Source organism: Olleya sediminilitoris (genome assembly GCF_016785945.1).
In the GTDB taxonomy this organism is placed as follows: Bacteria; Bacteroidota; Bacteroidia; order Flavobacteriales; family Flavobacteriaceae; genus Olleya; species Olleya sediminilitoris.
Window position 1 is genome coordinate 254,731 of the sequence record NZ_JAEMEF010000004.1, and the last position, 21,122, is coordinate 275,852.

The following is a 21,122-nucleotide window of genomic DNA, read 5'->3' on the forward strand; positions in this document are numbered from 1 at the left end:
GTCTTAAGTGTGTCTTACGCACTATGTGTACCAGTAGTACACCACAAATATAGATGTTTTTACATTGTTATCATAAAAAAATAACCCTTTGTTTAATAAGGACTTACTAAAGTGTTGCAGCACCTTTTGTAATAATTACGAGTATTTACAGTATTATTTTTTTAAAAAGGCTTTATATTTAAACCCTCTCCCTAATTATGATTGATTTTTTCAAACATGTATTTTGTTGTTGGTAGGATACTAACGCAAACCTTACATGTGTTATTAAAACCATCTAACTAATAATAATCAATAACATGAAAAAAGCTATTTTAATCCTATTGGTATCACTTTATTTGATGCCACAAAATAGTAATGCTCAAAATGAAGGTGCTGCTGTAGTTGCAGGAGTACTGGCTATTGGTGCAGGTATTGCAGCTGTAGAGCAAATGAAAGAACAAGCCGAGTTAACCGCAACACAATGGGTATTATCCAACCATCCAGAGCTTAGTAGCTTCTCATTACAAACCTTAGATTTTAATGGTAAAAAATTAAAAGACATGTCTGCGGTATCGGTAATGACGTTTAAAATACAAGAATTTACCCCTTCAGATAAGCCAGAATTAGATGGAAAAAAACAAGTGCTATTTGGTTTTACTTCTGCAGGATGGATTAGTGAGTATGGTATTAATTTTGAAAAAGTAAACTGGTACTTGGTGGACGATGCAGAGTGGTTAAACATGATGGTCTCTTACGTAAAAGTAGCTTCTAGTAAGACCAATACCTCAGACATTAAAAACATTTTAAAAGACGGTAGAGTTGTAAATAAAGGGATTAAGGTCAAAAGTAAATTAGTAATTCCTTTTTTTAAACTAACAGGAGACATGTATGTGGTTACAGATTATTCTGCAAGCATGAAACTAGTGTATAACGAGCGCTCATTGGGTATCTTTTTAAAAGACACGCAAGATTTGGTTCAAATAAGTCGTAGTGGTATTATAGATATACATTACTTCTTTTTTTCTGAAGAATAATTCATCAATTTTTTAAAAAATAAACAAATCAATTTTTAAAAAGGTTCTATATTTAAAATATAGTAGAATATTTAAATTATGAGTGAATTAAAAGAAATTACAGAATTATTAGTTAAGTTTCGAAATGAAAGAGATTGGAAACAGTTTCATAATTCAAAAGATTTAGCTCTAGCTATTTCAATTGAAGCTTCAGAACTAAATGAATTATTTTTATGGAAATCAAATGAAGATGTTGATAAAAATAGATTAAAAGAAGAATTAGCTGATATTTTATCTTTTGCATTTCTTTTAGCAGAAAAACATGAATTAGATATTTCTTCAATTATAAAGGATAAAATTAAACTTAATGGTGAAAAGTATCCAATTGAGAGGTCTAAGGGTTCAGCTAAAAAATACAATGAATTATGATTGGAAGTGAAGCTTTCAAAATAGAGTCTCATGATTTTGACATAAATAGTATTGATTCATTAGATAATCATTACGCTAATAATCTTTGGCCAATTGTCTATTTACTTAATGACGAAATTGTAAAAGAAGCTTATGTTGGAGAAACGACAGATGCAATTAATAGGTTAAAGACTCATTTAAAAAATAATAAAAAGAATAAACTAAAAACATTTAGAATAATAAGCAGTGCCAAGTTTAATAAGTCTGCGACATTAGATATTGAATCTCTTTTAATTAAGTATTTATCTGGTGATGGACAATATAAACTGTTAAATGGAAATCTTGGAATTGCTAATCATAACTATTATCAGAAAAAAGAAGTGTATTGGGATGTTTTTAAAAACGTCTGGAATGGCCTTAGAAAAGATGGTATAGCTAAACATTCTTTAAGCTATATTGATAATTCTGATTTATTTAAATATTCACCTTATAAGAGTCTAACAGAGGAACAAAAAAAAGGACTTTATTTAATTATAGATAATCTATTAGATGATAATATTCATAATACAATAATTGAAGGTGGAGCAGGAACAGGAAAAACAATTTTAGCAATTTTCTTATTTAAATTATTAAATTCGGATAATTCTGATTTTAATTTTAGAGATTTTGGAGTTGATGAAATCGAATTAAAATTTAAAATTGAGAAGTTAAAAGAAAAATTCCCAAAACCTAAAATGGCTTTAGTTGTCCCAATGTCATCTTTGAGAAAGACTTTGCAAAAAGTTTTTAAAAACGTAAAAGGGCTAAAGTCTAGTATGGTAATTGGTCCTGCGCAACTTGCTAAATCTCATTATGATATAGTAATTGTGGATGAATCTCATAGGTTAAGAAGAAGAGTAAACTTAGGAGCGTATTTTGGAGCATTCGATAAAATAAATATAAAATTAGAGTTAGATAAGTTTATAGGTAATGAATTGCATTGGGTTGATATGCAAAGTACAAAGGCTGTTTTTTTTTATGATGAAGCACAATCAATTAAACCTTCAGATGTATTGAAGGATGATTTTGATATTTTAAAATTAAGAAAAGATACTAAGATTGAATATTTACAATCTCAATTTAGAGTAAAAGGAGGAAATTCATATGTGAGTTATATAGATAATTTATTGAAATGCAATTTAGATATAAATCAAGACACTTTTAATAGTAATAATTATGACTTTGTTTTATTTGATAATATAGAGTCATTTATTAATGAAATTAAATATAGAAATGAAGAAGTTGGTTTGTCTAGAATGATTGCTGGTTATTCTTGGAAATGGATTTCAAATAAGGATGACAGCCTTTTGGATATAGAAATTGAAAATTCAAAACTTAAATGGAATTCAACTAATATAGATTGGGTTAATTCCCCCAATGCAATTAATGAAGTGGGTTGCATCCATACCACTCAAGGATATGATTTAAATTATGCAGGTGTAATTTTTGGTAATGAGATTTCTTATTCAAAAGAATTAGGAGAAATAATTATAAAAGAAGAAAACTATTTTGATGCAAATGGAAAGCAATCTATAAAAAATTCAAGTGAGTTAAAAGCATTTATAGTAAATATTTATAAAACGATAATGCTAAGAGGAATAAAAGGAACTTATGTTTACGCTTGTGACAAAGATTTAAGAGACTATTTATCTTATTTCATAACTCCTTATAAATCTAATATTAAGGAAGAGGAAATAATAGATTTAGATATTAGAGATAAGCAATTCGAAAACAGTGTGCCATTTTATAATTTACAAGCTGCAGCTGGTGATTTCAGCGAGTTACAGAGTGTTGATGCAAATCAATGGGTAAATTTGTCAGAATATATTCGATTTTCAGACGACTACTTTGCATGTAAAGTAGTAGGAGAATCTATGAATAAAATAATTCCAAATGGAGCCATATGTTTATTTAAGAAATATAGAGGAGGTTCTAGAAATGGAAGAATTGTATTAGCTCAATCAACAGAAATTCAAGATAATGATTTTGGTTCTGGATATACTGTTAAAGAGTATTCAAGCAGTAAATCATTCAATAAAGATTCTTGGAGTCATCAAAGTATTGTCTTAAAACCTCAGTCATTTGATGTTTCATTTGATCCTATAGTACTTTCAGATGAAGAAATTGAAGACTTTAAAGTGGTTGGGACTTTTGAGATGGTTTTAGGATTCTGAAATAAAATGATAAACAACAAACAATTTAATCAAACAGATAGAAAAATTGAAGCTAAGGAGCATGACTTGTATGGACTGATAGAATAATAAATTAAAATCTATAGAAAATTCTTATAAAATTAAAATGTTGGATTAGATTTTTGGTTTGGAACAAACTAAGACAAAAGTAATTATAGATATGCTTTTTGGAGATGTAGAGTTGCGTAGTAAACGGGAGCTAATCAAAAAAAAATTATTGAAGAAAACTTACCACATATTAGTGATGTAGATGCTATACAAGATGAATTTGAACGCTTTTGGCACGAAGAAAAGATACTAGCTTTAGCTAAAATATGTGAAGAAGAACATTTAGACCAAAAACAATTTAAAGCCTTAATAGAAAGCTATACAGACTATGGACGCGAGCCTCTAAGAGACGATATTTTTAAATGCCTTGACAACAGACCAAGTATTTTAAAAGCGCGTGAAATTGGAGAGCGTATTTTAGATAAAATGAAAGAATTTGTACAGGTATTTGTAAGTGGTATGGTAGGGTAAAAAGGCTAAAATCAACAAGTTAATTACAAAACAGAGTTAAATAATTTAAATACATTAAAAGAACAGAATTAACCAATTATGAGTGCATTTTTAACAGGAGATAATCTTAATAACGCTATTGATGATATTATTGCAAATGCCAATAAGTTTATCCATATTACATCGCCTTACATAAAATTAGACGATCATTTTAAAGAACGATTTAATTTAATAAAAACAATCCATCTATTTACCTTCAAATCTTGTTTGGTAAAAATGAGGATAATTTTTACCGAAGTATGAAAAGTGAAGATTTAGACTATTTTAAATCTTTTCCTAACGTGTCAATTATTTATGAGCCAAGGTTACATGCTAAAAGCTATATTAATGAGTCTAATGGTATTATTACCTCTATGAATTTGTATGATTACTCAGCAGATAATAATGTAGAATATGGAGTTGCTTTTAGTAAAAGTGCGTTAACCGAAAAAGTGTATCAAGAGCATCTAGATCATCATCATTACCTATTAGAAGAAAGCGCACATTGTATTTATATTAAACGACCAGTATATAAAACTATGTTATTAGGCTTGAGTAAAAACTATTTAAGGTCTGAAGTATTGTTAGATATATTTGAGTCTTTTGGCCCTAGTAAAAAAGATTATGAGCGTGTTGTTTACAAAGATATAGATGTCATTAGTCTAGATGATAAAGATGTTGTTCCGGAATTAAAATCTAGAGCAGAAAAAAGAAACGAGAAGGTTCTAAAACCAGTTTTAAAAAAGAAACCTTTTAATATAACTCAAAAGGTTGATTATAAAGCTCTTAAAACAGGTTATTGTATTAGAACAGGTGTGGAGATTGATTTTAATCCAGAGCGACCATTTTCTTATAAAGCTTATAAATCTTGGGCTCAGTTTGAAAATTACGATTATCCAGAAAATTACTGTCATAAAACAGGTAAAAAGTCTAACGGTAATACTAGTATGACAAATCCTATATTAGGTTATAAAAATCCTGATTGGTAGTAGCCTAAATAATATAATATTTACCTTAAATTTTAAAAAAAAAACTAAAAACCAAACCCATGTTAGAAGCATTTGCTATAGCCTATTTTATTAAACAAATTAAATTAGTAGCCGATCAAAAAGGGATAAAACCCGGAAAATGGATAGCTGGTACCGTTATTACTTGGATTGTTGTAGAAGCCTTAATAATTATAACCGCTTTTATGACTTTAGATTTGTCTCAAGATGATCTTATCATGGTGGCTATTCCTGCCATATTAGTATCTGCTGCATCAGCTTATTTTATTTTAGAACAATTAAAAAAGCAACCAGCTGTTAAACCTACAGAACTGTAATAGTTTTAAACCCTACAGGAATAAAAAAAACGCTTTATATAAAGCGTTTTTTTTATGTCTTAACATGATGCATTACAGGGATTAATTTATAATATCACGGTAAACCGTGAGTTAAACTGTTATAAAAAGCACCAAATTTGTGATGTACTTATACAACTAGGCATCTGGTTTTTGCTGGATTTAAATGTAGTTAGTATAGTCACGAAATAATGATATAAAAACTAAAACACGACACATGGAAGATCAAAATCAATTAAAAATAGAATTAGTATTAAAAAAAGATAGTACCACAGAACAAGTCTTTGCATTAAGCCAGTGTGATTATAATTTTTCACCATCGTATTATCAAGAAGAGGATAATAAACCACCTATAGCATTTAACTTGTCTGGAGGTGTTAAAAGTATTACAGATCCTATCTTATTAGATTGGTTGTGTGATCAAGAAGGGGAGTGGTCTGGTAGTATAAAGTTATATAAACAAGAGACTTTGACTTTACATATGACCTTTAAAAAATCTAAAGTAACAGGATGTAGTCAGTCGTTTTCAGAACATCATCAATTTGAAGGACTTGAAACTTATTTTAGTGCTAATTTAGAAGGGGTTACCTTAAATGAAACCACTATAAATTAAACGGATATTAGTTTAGTTGTCCAAAGTCTTTAAGTGTTAAGCTTAAAGGCTTTTTTTATGTTAGCCAACCAGAAGAGGTGACTGTTACGTATAAAAAAAAACAGGACCTGTATTACGTGTCCTGTTTTTGGTAGTTGTTATTAATGGTTTGGATAATGCGGTTGTATTATAACTTATTTTCTAAATAGTTTTGTATGGTAATATCAGGAAAAAAAACACTGTGATGTCCGCCCCAACAGGCAGTTAAAGACAACACACCAGCGTCTAATTTTAGTTCTTTTTTAGCTTCGGCACCTTCATTAGCGATACAAAATACGTGTATGTTTTTTATTTGATTTTGTACAGCAGTTTTACCCAAATGATCTTGGCAAACCCCTTTTAAGGCATCGGTAAGACGTTGTAAACACACGCTTGGTACAAACTTGATATAGTCTAATTCAAACGTATCCCAATGGATGGTAATTGGAGTATCTTGTCCAATAAGTGTATTAATGTCGTTTTGATACGCTGATAAGTATTGGTCTTCAATAGCTTTGGCAGCGCGTTGTTCTTGCAGTCCCATGGGTTTGTGTTTGGGGTTAGTAATACCTCAAAGTTACACGCTTAAGCACTGTTATTAGCACCATTTTTTAGTGAAACTAAAAACTCACTGATTTCAGTGAGGGTAGCAATACATTAGACGTCTACCTTTATTTTTTAAAGTCAATATGTAATGCGTTACCTACTAATCCCTCTTATTATTTATATCCTGTATTTAATTGTGTTAGGCTGCTCTAAGTACATTGGCATCTCTACCACACAGGCTAAAAAGAATTTGAAGACCTACTTAGACCGTGAGTTTGAAGACGATGTCAGTTTTAAGCATTTAAATCGGTTTTTTAATGCAGCAACCATGAATCCTAATATTTTTAGTGTTCTGATTTACAATACCAATATTCCGGAAATAGAATGTTACCTACACCTTAACCTTAAAACCATATTAGAGGATGCGGTTTTACCATTACGTGCTACTGAGCAATTGACCTGTCAGGAGGCATACCAAGCCTCAAAACAACGGTATGATGCTAGACAGACAGTAATTGCAGCGTTACAGCCTGATTTTGATTTACAGTTTGATTATAAAGCGGTGAACATAACATTGGACAACCAACCTACACCAGAAGTTTTAAGGTTTATAATGCAACGCTGTGTAGACACATTAAATAAGTACCATACCGCCTTAAACCATTATGATGATTTTGAAGTGACCATTACAACACCAGAGCAACCACAAGGGTTTGTGACGTTTACTTTAGAAGATGACCGACAACAATGGACCCGTTTGCCATTACAGTTGTCTGTTAATTACAGTAATTATAATCCCTTATTAGCACGACTAACCCGTTATGCTTTACAGCAAATAGCAAGTCTTAAAACACCCTATGCTTTAGCCGAAAGACATACTATTTATATAGATACTAAAACCATGTCTAGAGCAGCTTGGGTACAGTATTTAGACGATACCAGTGTAGATAATACAACGCAAGGTCCTTGGATAAACCCACAAAAAGGGATTTATGTGATTTATTTTGACCTAGATTCTAATTTTATTTACAGAGGAACAGTACTAACAGAAACCAATGATACTTTGGATTACACCGAAACTTTTGCACTTATCCAATCTGCACTTACTACCGAAGGTATTGCGTTTTAAATGAATATCTTACAGGTTTAGTCAAACAAACCAGACTCGATGGCATATTTTACAGCACCTGTTGTGGTTTTAGAGCCTGTTTTAAGTAAAATATTTTTACGGTGTGTCTCAACGGTATTAACCGATATGAATAGTTTTTCAGAGATTTCTTTAGAGGTTAACTCTTCTGCTAACCATTTAAGGACTTCTTTTTCACGAGGAGACAACGTGATGTTTTTATATTTCTTTTTTTCAAAAACACTTTCCATATAGCGTTGTTTGATGATGTCTGAAAAATATTGTTCGTCATTTAAAACCGTACGTACCGCTTTTTGTAATTCGTCTTTACTAGTAAATTTTGGTACAAAACCATCTGCGCCTTTTTGGATGACTTTATGTACAGTTCTGTGGTTGTCTAACATGCTAAGCATGATTATTTTAACGTTGCTATGCTTTTTTTTAATGCTAGTTAGCAACTCCAAACCATCCATTTTAGGCATACTAATATCGCTAATAATTAAGCCTATCTCAAATTGACTAAGTAGTCTAATGACTTGGTTGCCCTCTGTGGCTAAATGGATGTCACCAACCTCTTCCATATCGCTTAATATGGTGTTTATGCCTTCCAGAAACATAAGATGGTCGTCTGCTATGATGATGTTTGTTTTGTTCACTGTCATTTAATTTGTTGGCATGTCTATAGTAATAGACGTCCCATGATTATTGCTACTGTCTATGTCTAAAGACCCTTTTATTTTTTGAAGGCGTTCTTTAATATTACGTAGTCCAATACCTTGTGTTTTAGTGTTTTTAAACCCTTTACCATTATCGTTTATAACAATGTTTAAATGGGTGTCGTGCTTGGTTAATTGTACATCTGCTGTTGTGGCTTCGGCATGTTTTATAATGTTATTGATTAACTCTTGCACAATGCGGTAGGCATCAGCCAGTAATACTTCTGGTAGTTGATCGATCTCGTCTTCAGGAAAAAAATAAGTATTAATTTCAATCTCAGAGGTAGCATTAATTTGAGTTACAAAATCTTTTAAAAAACTGGTAAACCCTATTTTAGAAAAAGCTAATGGATGTAATTGATGCGATAAATTTCTAATATCTTGACAGGCATTATTAATGGCTGTGGCTATTTTTTTAGACTGTGTTTGGTCTTGGTAAGGCTCGCTATAATGCTCAAAAGCAATTTTAATACTTGCTAAGTCACTACCAATACCATCATGGATCTCTCGTGCCAGTCTAGAGCGTTCTTCGTCTTGACCTTCCTGGTAGCGCTCGATAACAGAGAGTTTGTGATCCTTCATCATCTCACTAATTTTCTGTTTTGCATTTTCTTCTTGCTGTAAGTTAAGTTGCTTTTGTATTTTCAAACGTTTAACATAAGACCATCGTAAAATTACTAATATAATTAACGCCAATGCAATACCAGTAATAAGCGTATTTCTTACAAGACGTTGTTTTTTAACAGTAAGTTCTACTTTTTGTAATTCGGCTTCGCTTAGTTTTTGCTCTTTTTCAAGTAGTTCTATTCGGGCTTCTTTTAATTGCGTCTCGTAACGTTCTTGTATGTTAGCTACATATTTTTCTTTGTCTAAAGTCAGCTGTTCAGCACCAGTAGTTACCCCTTTTTGATAAAATTCTAGAGCTTTTTCAAAGTTTTTTTCCTCTTGATAGAGTTGTGCTAAGTTTTTATAGATGTCTGCTTTGTAAAGCAATAACGATTGCTCATCACCAATAGCTAAGGCTTGATTAAAGTAATTAATAGCTTCGGTTTTATGCCCTAATTTGGTTTCGCAAACCCCTAAATCGTTTAAAACTATGGCAATGTCCGAGTTAAACTGAAGCGCTTTTAATAATCCCAAGGTTTTTTTTAAAGCCACAACCGCTTCCTTACAACGTTCTTCCTGTACAAGCATTTGCGACAGGTTGATGTTTATATAAGCAATAACCGCTTGGTTTCCTTCTTTTTCTCGGTAGCCTAAAACGGTTTTGTAATGCTCTCGTGCTTGATCAAATTTGCCTTCTTCCTTTAAAATATTAGCAAAATTAAACAGTGTGGTGAGTACACCATCATCATCACCAATCTCGCGATATAAATTGGCAGCACGATCTAAATTGGCTGCCGATTTTTTATACTCCTTTTGCAATAAATATAAGGTTGCAATATTTTGGTATGCATTGGCTTCTTGTGCTTTACTGTTAGTTGTATTTGCAAAACTTAAGCATTGCATGTAGTTATCCATAGCCTTTGGATAGTCGCCTAAATTTTTATAAGCTGATGCTAGAATATTATAACAGGCAGCCTTGCCTTTGTCTAGTTTTAGTGTGTCTAATAAAACAAGCGCATCATTGGTGTATTGTATCGTGCTTTTATAGTCTCCTGTAATATTGCTTAAGTTACCAAGTGCATATAAGGCTCTAACTTCTTGTAGATCTATCTTTTGTTTTTGACTTTCTTCTAGCCATTGTAAGGCAGCTTGTTTTGCAATTACTGGATTTGTTTTTACATGATTGTAATAGACTGTTGCTAACGAGTCTATTAAACCGTTGTTTTTAGTTTGTTGGCCTAAACAGACGTGGTTAACGCTAATACATAGCGTCAAGAAAAGGATGATATTTTGGGTTAATAATCGCATAGCAACATGCAAAACTAATAACTTTAACTGAAATAGGTTGTGCTTATTTTAGATTTGATTGCTTTTAATCGTTCCGGTTGATTGTTTTCTAATGCTGCGTCAGAATGCATGATTTTTTCTAATATATTATGACGACTAAAAAGGGCATCTGTTTTAGACGTGTCAATCCATTCTAGATGCTTTAATAAGGTACTAACCGAAGGTTGTTTTGATCCTTAGGTAAATTAAAAAGATAAAGCAAAAGAATTGTTTTTGGATGGTGGATACACAGTAGAAAAATAAGCTAAACTTATTATTAAATGTTAAACGAAAAGCAAAGTATACCAAAAAGAATATTACAATAAACCCGCAAACGCAGTGCAATAACTTACAAATTTAAATCCAAAATTAGAATAAGAGAAGCGTCTTTGATTTGGGATTGCAAAGTGGGCTATGAATGAATTGGTTCTAAAAATTAGTATAGCTATTAAAATTACTAGTTTAATCCCTTTAACCTATAGTCTTTTTAGTAGTTAACCAGATAAAAGATTAAAAAACAACTTATTAATGGGTAGATAAGTAAAGTGGGAAAGTCATATTTTTCCTTCAAAAATAAAATTTTTATAGTATCATTGTTTCGTGATTTTTTAGAAAGTACTAAACGGGTTCTTGTCTTTTTAAGAAATAAAACTAATTTTTAGAACCCACCTAAAACAGAAATACAAACACAAAAAAAAATCAAACCAAAACACAAACAAACTAAAAAAAAATCAAACCAAAACACACAAACAAACTAAAACAAAATGACACAACAAACTAAAACAAAACGATCCTTTAGCTATTTTCTATGGTGCATGTTTTTTATGACCCAATTATCTATAGCTCAAAATATTTATGTCTCAAAATCCGGTAATAATAGCAACGACGGTTCTACCCCAAACACAGCATTACTTACTATACAAGAAGCTGTTAATACTGCTAATGTCGGAAATACAATTCTAGTCGAAGACGGAATATATAATGAAAAAATATCTTTTTTAGATAAAACAAACGCTAATAACACAAGCAACTACTTAACACTAGAAGCATCTGGAAGCAATGTTGTTATATCTGGATTAGGACTTGTGCCGGATGGTAGAGAAGGACTTATTACTATAGACAACTCCGATAATATTAAAATTGATGGTTTTGAAATTAGAGATTTTAAAACTAGTGATAGTGGGCAAACACCGGTTGGTATCCTTGTCCGTGGATCATCTTCTAATATTTCAATTATCAATAACAAAGTGCATGACATAAAACATTCAAGTACTTGTAATGAGGATGATGGTGACTGTGAAGTCGGAGCACATGGTATCGCAGTGTATGGAAATACGCAAACAGGAATCAAAAACATAACCCTTGAGAATAATGAGGTCTATAACAATATACTACAATCCAGCGAAGCCTTTGTACTAAATGGCAATGTGACTAAGTTTCTAGTAAAAGGCAATTATGTACACGATAATAATAATATAGGATTTGACTTCATAGGGTACGAGGGAGAGTGCTACGAATGTGTAGAGAATGATAATTATAAAGATAGAGTGCGTAATGGACTGGTTACTCAAAATATCGCAGAAAACAATAGCTGTGATAGGAATCCTTGGTATAACTTACCTGATGAAACATATGATGAGCGAGATCGAAGTGCAGGTGGTTTTTATGTAGATGGTGGAACAAATATTATGTTTGAGCGTAATATCTCTAGAGGTAATGATTTAGGGTTTGAATTTGCCAGCGAACATAATGGTAAGAAGACAGATAATATCATTATGTCTAACAATGTTGTGTATCAAAACACAGAGGCAGGTGTAGCTATGGGAGGGTATTCTTCAAATGGTACAGGTAGTGCTGATAATATATATATTATAAATAACACTTTTTACAAGAACAAAAATGATTCCGGTTGGGGGACAGAAATTACCTTTCAAAATAGAGTAACAAATATTAGAATAGCCAATAATATTATTTTTGGATCTTTTAGTGTTGGAGGAAACTATGTAGGAATCAACAAAAATGGTAATACTAATATTACATTTAAGAAAAACCTATGGTGGGGAACGTCCACAAGTGGTCAAAATAATTTACCAGGTAACCGTGTCGTTGCTAACCCCCAATTTAATAATATTTCAGAATTTGATTTTAGCTTAAGTTCAGATTCACAATCTATAAATAATGGATTGTCGGAAGGATTTATAACAACCTGGATAGATTCATTTTGGGCTGACCTATATCCAAACGGTATCCCTTTAATTGGATTAACCGATTTTAATGGGGAAAACAGAACTGTAGGTTCAGTCGATATAGGAGCTTTTGAATTTATGGCAACTACTGTTAGTGCACCTTTAGCACCATCAAATTTAGAAGGTGTTTCGAATACGACCAATAGTATTTCAATAAATTGGGTAGATAACGCTGATAATGAATCTGGATATAGTATAGAAAGATCGTTAAACGAAAATTCTAATTATCAAGAAATTAGTACTGTAAACACAGATGTCACTTCTTATCAGGATGAGAACCTAAACCCTAATACTACGTATTTTTATAGAGTTAGAGCATATAACGATGTTGGTTTTTCTGAATACAGTAACGTATTAGAATTGACAACCGAAGCAGTTGTGGTTTCTTTGCCAGCACCTTGGGAGAATGCCGATGTAGGAAATCCTACAATCTCTGGAAACGCTTCTTATGATAATGGAACATTTACTGTAAATGGAACAGGATCTGATATCTGGGGTCAATCGGATCAATTTCATTATGTGTATCAACCTTTAAATGGAGATGGAGAAATTATAGCTAAGATTGAAAGTGTTGACAATACTAATAATTGGGCTAAAGCTGGTGTAATGATCAGAGAAACATTGAACCAAGGATCTAAACATGGTATGTTAGTAGCAAGTTATTCTGAGGGTATTGCTTTTCAAAGAAGAACAGCCACTGGTGGTGTCACTACACATACAGGAGCTGCTGGTAGCGCTTCTTTATGGCTTAAATTAGTTAGATTGGGTACTACAATAACAGCCTATCAATCAATTAACGGAAATAATTGGACAAAAGTAGGTGAAGACACTATAGATATGGCAACAAATGTCTATATAGGCTTAGCAACAACTAGCCATAATCAACAAGCTATTTGTTCTGCTGTATTTAACAATGTAGAAGTAAAGGGACCTGTAGATACTGGTGTAGAAATTACTATTGATGGAAATGCTACTGATTGGAGTAGTATTGCATCTATTTCTACAAATGGTACTGGTGGTTTAACTTCTTTAAAAGCATACGATGATAGCGATTACATTTATATCCTGGCTCAAGGTACAATGAATAGCAATTATATTTTCTTTATTAACACAGATAATAACACAACTACTGGGTTTAAAAATGGTCTTTGGTCTCCAGAAGGAAGTGATTATAGTATAGAAAATGGAAGCCTATTTGAATACTCTGGATCTGGAACTAATTGGAGCTGGACATTAAAAGGTTCTTCCTCTATTACGGTAGTAAAAAATGCCAATATGATAGAGCTTAAGGTTGCTAAGAGTGCCTTCCCTAATCTTCAAAATGCTATAGGAATTGGTTTAGATATTGAAAATAGTTCATGGAATACCGTAGGAACTTTACCTGCATCTGGTACGCCTCTTGCTTATTACATATTACAAGATGGAGGTAGCCTTAACAGAGTAGGAATAGAAAGTAATAACGCTTCTGTTATAAAAGGAGCCTACCCTAATCCATTCTCTGCTGAAGGTATTAATATAGATATAACCACAGATTCTCCTAAGGAAAACTCAGTTACAATATTTAGTATATATGGTGAAAAACTGAAGCAATTAAAGCCTAGTCAGAAATCTAAAAACGTGTATAGTTACCACTGGAATGGACAAAATGGAAATAACAGGCCGGTATCGCCAGGAATTTATTTAGCTAGAATTAAGTTAAATACGACTTACAAAACGATAAAAATTATTAAAAACAAATAATTGTTTATGGTTTGTAAAATTTAGCAATCCTCTAAACCCTCTTAATATATTAAGAGGGTTTTTTATATCTTGTTATCCTACACGCTATAAAAAGGATAATGTGCTTAGGGAATAATTACATTAAATACTAATAACTTTAACTGAAATAGGTTGTGCTTATTTTAGATTTGATTGCTTTTAACCGTTCCGTTTGGTTGTTTTCAAATGCTGTGTCAGAATGCATGATTTTTTCTAATATATTATGACGACTAAAAAGGGCATCTGTTTTAGAGGTGTCAATCCATTCTAGATGCTCTAATAAAGCACTAACCGAAGGTTGATCTTTACTTAAAAATAGCGCATTATATTTGACGTTATCTTCTACTTTACTCAAGGCTTTCGTTATATTTTTTAAAGTTTGTAACAGCATGTTGTTTTGATCCTTTGGAAAATTAAAAAAGGAATGATCAGGATAACTTTTTAATAATTGTTTAAAAGCAAGTAAAGCTTGGTCGTATCGTTTTGCTAAATACAAGAGGTTTGCATAGTCGTACTCTATATTCCAATCATAGGCTTCAGGCGTTTCTGTTTTAATAACCTCACAAATGTCTATGCTTTTTATAGTATTACTCCCTTCTTTAGCACATGCTAACGCTAATTTAAAATAGTAGGCTTTATTAGTTGCTAATGATGCAGCCTTTACTAAGGCGTCTGCACCAGCATTAGTATCTCCTGTCATCCAATGGATTAAACCATTATTGCGATAGTCGGTAAAAGTGATTGGATTTGGTATTAAATCGTCAATGGAAGCGTCATTGATGTCTTCAGGTTTTTCATTTAAAAAATCATAAAAGCAAATCCATTGAAACACTGGATACAGTTCTGGTAATAAATACTCTTGCTCATGATTATAGATGGCGTATTTATAGCATTCTTCATAATCTTCCTTTTCCAAAAGGACTTCAATAGCCATATTTATGGTACTACAATATTCGCTATCCCCTTCTTGATAATAATAGATTTCAGAATTAAGATCTTCAAAAAAGGCGTCGTAGTTTTGGTTGATTTTATGAATGCTCATGCGTAAGTTATAAAACCAAGGTGCATACGAATGAGGTGGTAAAGGAAATCCAGTTAAAGCGTCATTAATAACCACTAAAGCATCATCAAACTGTTGTAGTTTAACTAATGCTCGTGCTTTAAAATAAAGCGTTTTAAGTGTTGGTGGATTTTTAATATGAAACTGAGCCACAATATCTAAAATACCTTGCCAGCTTTCTATTCTGCTATTAATTTCCAAGAGATATAATAAATATTCGCTTGTTCTGAGTCCATTTTTAAACGCTACATGATACATAGCTCCTGTATCTTTATAATTAGCTTCTAGAAAAAAGGACTTTGCTTTTAAAACAAAAAATAAAGGGTTATTAGGGGTTAAGGCTAAGCCTTGAGCGATAGCTTGCTCTAAAACCGTTTTATTTTTAGTGTAATAATAAGCAGCGTTACCTATTTGTACATAACTGTGTTGTGCTTGCTGCCAGCCAGCATTAACTAAGGCCTGCATGTAATTTTGATACTGCGTAAAGGTGTTATATTGCACCTCAGGAAATTGTGGTGTTGCAGGTGTTTTTACAATTTGTGCGACCATCTCATACAGCATAAAAGCTTTAGCGTAGTCTGCTAATACAATTTGAGTAGTGACTGATAGGTCCAAAAATTTCCATTCTGTTTTCCATTGTTTTAAAACCTCAACCGATTTGTTTTCCCATAAAGCCACTTGTATGTTAGCTAGTTGCAAATTGGTTTGATCTAAACGGTCGTCTAATTGTAAACCTTTTAAAACGTCTAAATTATGGGTTGATGACGCTAATTCTAATAGTTGATCAGCATCAGATTCTTGAGCAGAACTGCATAATTGATCTAGTAAAGCAGCTTGAATATCTCTTAGTAAAAATCTAGCTTCGGTTAAACTAGGATAACATTCTAAAATGTATTTTAAGGTGGTGATTGCTTCTTCAAAACGCTGTTCTTCTTTTAGTTTTAAGGCATAATGAATGTGTAAAGTTTCGTTTTGAGGGTATAACATTAAGGCTTTATGAAACACGTAGTCTTGACATGTTGTATAATAGCTACAAACAAATTCAAAATCTGAGGCTTGTACTTCGTTTATATTAATTAAAGCATTTAAGTAAGATTCTAAAACCGGTATGTTTATGTCTTCAAAAACACTGATGTATAACATGTAAAGTCTGTAATACCTAGCGTAGTCCGTGTGATTGTCCTCGTCTAAGGCCTCTAAATTATCCTTAATTATAGTCATTACAGCTTGTAAATCATTATATAAATTGGCTTTATATAATGCTTCAGCACGCTGGATATATGCAATAACGTCTTCTCTAGATAAACTTATGTGTTCCATACTTTAAACTCATTTTTTTGTTCAATATGTAATCTTTGATACGTGTCCCAAAGGGTATCTGTTCCAGGAAATTTGCTAATATCCTGTTCGGTTGGTCCTAAAACGTATTCATAACCTAAACAGACGTTATTATGGAAGGCTTCCCAACTATTAAAAGTAGATTTTATAGTGTTGTTAGCGTCTTCTAGTCGTAAAAGGACTTCGTGAGTTGTAATAAAGCCAGAGACTAAACCTAATCGCATTTGAAAAATATAGTTGGCCATCTCATAGCCTATAAGTTTTTGATCTTTAAGACTAAAACGATACGTCCACACTAATTTGTAAATGTGTTTGGTTTTTGGATTTTGCTCAGCATTATATTTAGCTTCAAAGGACGTGGTTGAATCCATTCTGAATTGGGTGGCTAATTTTTGAAATGTATTGGATACCATTTGTCCGCTTTTATAGCGTTGTAAGCTATTACGTAAATGAAACCCAGATTTTATACCATATAAATTTAACAGTCTTTTAGCCATTTGGACCTGTAACGCTTCTGATAAGTCAAATCCTGACCAACTGTATAAGTCTGCTTTTTTGTGGTGTTTTTTTAAAACTAAAGCCGATAAATTAAGTTGATCTTGAATTTTTGGTGTGATAGTGTCTGTCATTTTTTTAAGCGATTATGTCTTTAGCAACTTGTGATAAAACCGTAGATACATCTTCTGGATAAGCTCCGGATTTAACCATTGTTTTTAAACCCATAGCATAAGAACTTGCCATTTTAGTCCCTTTTACTAATTGTATAAACAGTGTTTTACATAAGTTAGTAAACGTTGCTAATGCAGCGTTTGAAGCTAAATTAGTATCTAATAAGGTTATGTAAAGTGCCTGACTAAGTCTAGGCCTTATATTATTTGGATCATTTTGTAGCCAAACTTTAAACTCGGTTATGTTGTCCAGTAAAAACGTTAGGGCTTCTGTGTCATAAATTTTGGTTTGAGGGTACTGCTCTAGGTTAGAAAGCACGAAATCTACAAACTTTTGATTAATCTCATTAGGTTGCATTTTTATGTCCACAGTATTTAAAGACGTGTTGCTTTTATCAGCTTCGGGTTTTGTATTAAAGTATAGGTTGTTTAATGTTGTAATGCTATTATTTAATGTGTCTTGAGAGGTAAAACCATTGGTTTGGAGTGTACAGTATTCAAATAAAAAACGAACCGTATTAGCATTAAGTTTGTTTGTTTTTAGTTGATCTAGAAAGTCCATTAAAAAAACTTCTATACTTATCCATGTTTGAGGTGTAGCGTCATTATCGATTTCTGTCTTTTTACTTTTTTGATGTATAGTTATAATGTTTTTTATGACTTTGTCTAAAAAGTAGCTGACATCATCATTAATTTTATTAAAGAAGTTTGCAGTGCGCACACCTTGTGTTGTTAGCATGTCATTTACCCAAATGGCTTCTTGTTTAAAGCTGTAATAATAGTCTGACAAATAACTAAACCAAGCTTGTATTTGATTAAGTGTTAATGGAGTATTTGGGTTTAGATAATGTTTAGCAGCAAATGTATTGCAAAGCGTTGTAATACAGGGATCAATATCTTTTAATGCCCAAATTTGGTTTACACGTGTAAAATTACCAGAGTCTACACATAAAACGCTTAATGTGTTAACAATAAATGGAAGGTTTTGGGTTTTAATAGCGTCTTCAGTTTGTGTTGCTGAGTAAGCTAGTTCTAGCAAAAATATTTGTAAAGCTTCAAGTTGCTCTTTATTATATAAATTAAACAATTCTTGATTGGCATCATAAAACACGCGAACTAAAAATTGATTTAAAGGATTTGAAATACCACAGTTTTGAAAACCTTTTAAAAATACATCTAAATTATTAGTGTTTTGAAACACATGTGTGATTACAAAAGGTCCTGTTAGCTTAAAAGTTTCATTTTGATAACGCATACTTGGTAATGCGTTTTGATTATCATCAAGTAATAACTTTGAAAAAATAGCATTATAAGTTTCGGTTTGACTTTTTATCCCAGATTTTGGGTGACAGGTATTAAACCAAAACGCAAGACTTGTTAAAGGTAATACGGAAGCTGTCGCTTGCTGTAATAGTGGTTTGGCAAAATCTGTAAATACTTCGGTATTAAAATGTAGGTTTTTATTTATGCTTAGCCATTCTAAAAATTGCTGATAACATTGGTCTAAAAGATTTTGTGGAATGCCTTTATTAAGGTCACTAAATAAAATAACATCACCAGAGTCCCAAGTTTTTGCACCTAAGGCATTTATAAAAGGGTAGTGGTTGTTATTTGTTTTAAGGTGTAAAAGTGCAGTACTTTTAACTTCTGCAAAAATCCAACGCTCTTTTATTGCTTCAAGCGCTTCTAGTACTGATTGTGTGTTATTTGCATAGTAATCTGCTAGGTCTGACGATAACCAATTAGCTATTATAGTATAGGCACTGGATTTGTAAACATGACCAACAGGTAATATTTGATGAAATGCAGTAATAAAACAGGACCAATCATTATTAAAAAAATGCTTGATAAACGTGTCGTTAATTTTAAACGGATACGTGTCTAGAGTATCTTTGTTTTGATTAGCAGAATACGTCGAATTTAGTATATTAAATTGAATGCATTGTTTTATTAGAAAGTCTGAATTTACGATGTTTGTAAGATCAAAAATACTATCTATTAAAAACTGATTTACAACTATTGAAGCTTCAGATGTACTTTCTGAAAGTAGTTTGATAACTTCAAAAATTTGATTTTTAACGGTTTGATGACAATGTTCAGATTCAAAATAATTTAAATTGAATTTAAAAAAATGAATAAATAGTTCAGTACTTTTTTTGTCAGGAAAAAAACCTTGTTTTACCAACGGAAGCCAAGCCAAAACAAAGGTTATACCTTGTTGCGTATTACTATATAGTTTTGGATGATTGTATAGTTGTTGAGCCAGTGTATTAGTAAATGTAGGGCTTAAAGTTTTGGTTGAAGGATTGTCTTTAGCATCTTTATAAACCTTACTATCTGTGATGTCTAAAAGTTCTAAAATTGTAATTAGCACTTGTTGTTCTGATGCTTCTAATGTTTTTAGATTAAGGTTAGGCAGTATGACTTCTTTAAATATAGATGGCATTTATACGGATGTATTCAAATTAAGATTCACTTTTGGTAGTAAACTAGGGTTGGTTGAGCTGCTATTTTAGTTAGTTTGTAGCCACTCAAAATCTTCGATATCAGACTGGTCATTAGCAAGGTTTAATAAAAAACTGTTTAAGTTTTTATCTTCTATGTAACCAATTTCTTGATCTGCACCAAACCTGATGATTTGTCCTGGAACCCCTTTTGTATTTGGCGCAAAATCTATAGCTAAAAAGTTTCCGTTTTGTAAGTCAAAAAACGGAATCCAATAGGGTGTTGTGTACATTAATAAGGCTTTACCTTCATTTGTACTGTAGTTATCTAACAAATCGCCTTGTGTCCAATCGTCATAAATCATTTTCCAATTCACCCATTCAAGTACAATTTGCTCGGCAGACATAAAAGCAGTGTTTTTAACACCATTATGCAAGGTCAAAAATGATTTTAAAATCTCTGGAAAGTCAAAACCAGCTTCGTTTTTAAACTTAGCATAAGCTGTATCATTATTTTTTGCAGGTGTAACGATTAAGTTTTTTTTAGCTACTAAGGTTTCAAAACTCGTTTTAATATCATCCAAATTATAAGTTACGTCTAACTCAATGTAAGGCGTAATAAAATCGGTTTTTTCTTTAGTCAATTGTTCTGCAATAAATTGATTGGGTATCTGATGCATAATAAATTCGTCTGTATTTTTTATGATTAACTCCTTATCATAATTAGACGACGGTTGTTTACTAAATAAATTATCAGCAAACGAATATATGTTTGAGGTATCTGTTTGTTGGTTTTTATCCTTTTTATCAATAGCGTCAAACCAAGTCTTAAAAGTAGGCGTCACTTTAAAGTTTACAGTTGCAATAGTTTTGTTGTCTAAAAACGCAATGCCATAAAATTTTCTGATTAAACTCTGATCAGGAGTGATAAATAATAGTTTAAATACGGCTTGATTAAAATGGTCTTTTATAGCTTGTAATAAAGCATCTCTAAAAATAAAACTGTTTTTATAATGTGTTGGGTTATCTAGTTTTGGTAAGGTGTTGATGGAGATGGTTTCAAAATTAAAATCTTCCCACTTCATGTCTTTTACACGATCTGTATAATCTACGATTGTCTTCATTTTAGTATAAATTTTGAATGCGC

General features: G+C 31.9%; 17 protein-coding genes. 10 read left to right on the forward strand and 7 right to left on the reverse strand.

Annotated features, from left to right (window positions below; translation table 11 throughout):
* The first annotated feature begins 296 nt into the window (after nucleotides 1–296).
* The 8 genes from JAO71_RS06885 (at nucleotide 297) to JAO71_RS06920 (ending at nucleotide 6,123) form a co-directional block, all read left to right on the forward strand.
* On the forward strand, nucleotides 297–1,013 hold the full coding sequence (locus JAO71_RS06885; RefSeq protein ID WP_202999784.1) for a hypothetical protein: 717 nt from the start codon (nucleotides 297–299) through the stop codon (nucleotides 1,011–1,013).
* A 78-nt stretch (nucleotides 1,014–1,091) separates the two neighbouring features.
* The gene (locus JAO71_RS06890; protein ID WP_202999785.1) at nucleotides 1,092–1,421 is read left to right on the forward strand and encodes a nucleotide pyrophosphohydrolase; all 330 of its coding nucleotides are present in this window, start codon (nucleotides 1,092–1,094) and stop codon (nucleotides 1,419–1,421) included.
* Nucleotides 1,418–3,613, forward strand: coding sequence for a DNA/RNA helicase domain-containing protein (locus tag JAO71_RS06895; protein WP_202999787.1), 2,196 nt, complete (start codon nucleotides 1,418–1,420; stop codon nucleotides 3,611–3,613). Before JAO71_RS06890 ends, JAO71_RS06895 begins: the two co-directional genes overlap by 4 nt.
* Before the next feature lie 273 nt (nucleotides 3,614–3,886).
* A complete protein-coding gene (locus JAO71_RS06900; RefSeq protein ID WP_317193465.1) occupies nucleotides 3,887–4,150 on the forward strand; it encodes a type I restriction endonuclease subunit R, EcoR124 family in 264 nt (87 codons plus the stop codon).
* A gap of 78 nt (nucleotides 4,151–4,228) precedes the next feature.
* A complete protein-coding gene (locus JAO71_RS06905; protein WP_202999789.1) occupies nucleotides 4,229–4,432 on the forward strand; it encodes a hypothetical protein in 204 nt (67 codons plus the stop codon).
* Nucleotides 4,429–5,157: a phospholipase D-like domain-containing protein gene (locus JAO71_RS06910; protein WP_202999791.1), complete on the forward strand. Its 729-nt coding sequence runs from the start codon at nucleotides 4,429–4,431 to the stop codon at nucleotides 5,155–5,157. Before JAO71_RS06905 ends, JAO71_RS06910 begins: the two co-directional genes overlap by 4 nt.
* Before the next feature lie 59 nt (nucleotides 5,158–5,216).
* Nucleotides 5,217–5,492: a hypothetical protein gene (locus JAO71_RS06915; protein WP_054851340.1), complete on the forward strand. Its 276-nt coding sequence runs from the start codon at nucleotides 5,217–5,219 to the stop codon at nucleotides 5,490–5,492.
* A 235-nt stretch (nucleotides 5,493–5,727) separates the two neighbouring features.
* Nucleotides 5,728–6,123, forward strand: a complete 396-nt coding sequence (locus JAO71_RS06920) for a hypothetical protein (RefSeq protein ID WP_028291109.1) — start codon at nucleotides 5,728–5,730, stop codon at nucleotides 6,121–6,123.
* A gap of 166 nt (nucleotides 6,124–6,289) precedes the next feature.
* On the opposite strand, the gene JAO71_RS06925 is transcribed toward JAO71_RS06920, so the two are convergent.
* Complete coding sequence (locus JAO71_RS06925) at nucleotides 6,290–6,685, reverse strand: hypothetical protein (RefSeq protein ID WP_202999793.1); 396 nt, start codon at nucleotides 6,683–6,685, stop codon at nucleotides 6,290–6,292.
* 150 nt (nucleotides 6,686–6,835) lie between these two features.
* Here JAO71_RS06925 and JAO71_RS06930 point away from each other — a divergent pair, with 150 nt between their 5' ends.
* Complete coding sequence (locus JAO71_RS06930) at nucleotides 6,836–7,816, forward strand: hypothetical protein (protein ID WP_202999795.1); 981 nt, start codon at nucleotides 6,836–6,838, stop codon at nucleotides 7,814–7,816.
* Nucleotides 7,817–7,833: 17 nt separating this feature from the next.
* Here the strand turns inward: JAO71_RS06930 and JAO71_RS06935 are convergent, their stop codons facing one another.
* Together JAO71_RS06935 and JAO71_RS06940 are read right to left on the reverse strand one after the other, a co-directional pair.
* Nucleotides 7,834–8,475: a response regulator transcription factor gene (locus JAO71_RS06935; protein ID WP_215906972.1), complete on the reverse strand. Its 642-nt coding sequence runs from the start codon at nucleotides 8,473–8,475 to the stop codon at nucleotides 7,834–7,836.
* Nucleotides 8,476–10,443 (reverse strand): tetratricopeptide repeat-containing sensor histidine kinase, encoded by a 1,968-nt coding sequence (locus tag JAO71_RS06940; protein ID WP_202999797.1) that lies wholly within the window; start codon nucleotides 10,441–10,443, stop codon nucleotides 8,476–8,478.
* 782 nt (nucleotides 10,444–11,225) lie between these two features.
* Here JAO71_RS06940 and JAO71_RS06945 point away from each other — a divergent pair.
* Nucleotides 11,226–14,447: a fibronectin type III domain-containing protein gene (locus JAO71_RS06945; RefSeq protein ID WP_202999799.1), complete on the forward strand. Its 3,222-nt coding sequence runs from the start codon at nucleotides 11,226–11,228 to the stop codon at nucleotides 14,445–14,447.
* A gap of 136 nt (nucleotides 14,448–14,583) precedes the next feature.
* Here JAO71_RS06945 and JAO71_RS06950 read toward each other — a convergent pair whose 3' ends face one another.
* From JAO71_RS06950 to JAO71_RS06965, 4 genes are all read right to left on the reverse strand, one after another.
* Entirely contained in the window at nucleotides 14,584–16,845 is a 2,262-nt protein-coding gene (locus JAO71_RS06950) for a tol-pal system YbgF family protein (protein ID WP_202999801.1), read from the reverse strand.
* On the reverse strand, nucleotides 16,833–17,492 hold the full coding sequence (locus JAO71_RS06955) for a DUF1266 domain-containing protein (protein ID WP_202999803.1): 660 nt from the start codon (nucleotides 17,490–17,492) through the stop codon (nucleotides 16,833–16,835). The genes JAO71_RS06950 and JAO71_RS06955 overlap by 13 nt, the downstream gene beginning before the upstream one ends.
* 4 nt (nucleotides 17,493–17,496) lie before the next feature.
* On the reverse strand, nucleotides 17,497–19,977 hold the full coding sequence (locus JAO71_RS06960) for a hypothetical protein (RefSeq protein WP_202999805.1): 2,481 nt from the start codon (nucleotides 19,975–19,977) through the stop codon (nucleotides 17,497–17,499).
* A gap of 66 nt (nucleotides 19,978–20,043) precedes the next feature.
* Nucleotides 20,044–21,099, reverse strand: coding sequence for an SMI1/KNR4 family protein (locus JAO71_RS06965; RefSeq protein ID WP_202999814.1), 1,056 nt, complete (start codon nucleotides 21,097–21,099; stop codon nucleotides 20,044–20,046).
* Between the last annotated feature and the right edge of the window lie 23 nt (nucleotides 21,100–21,122).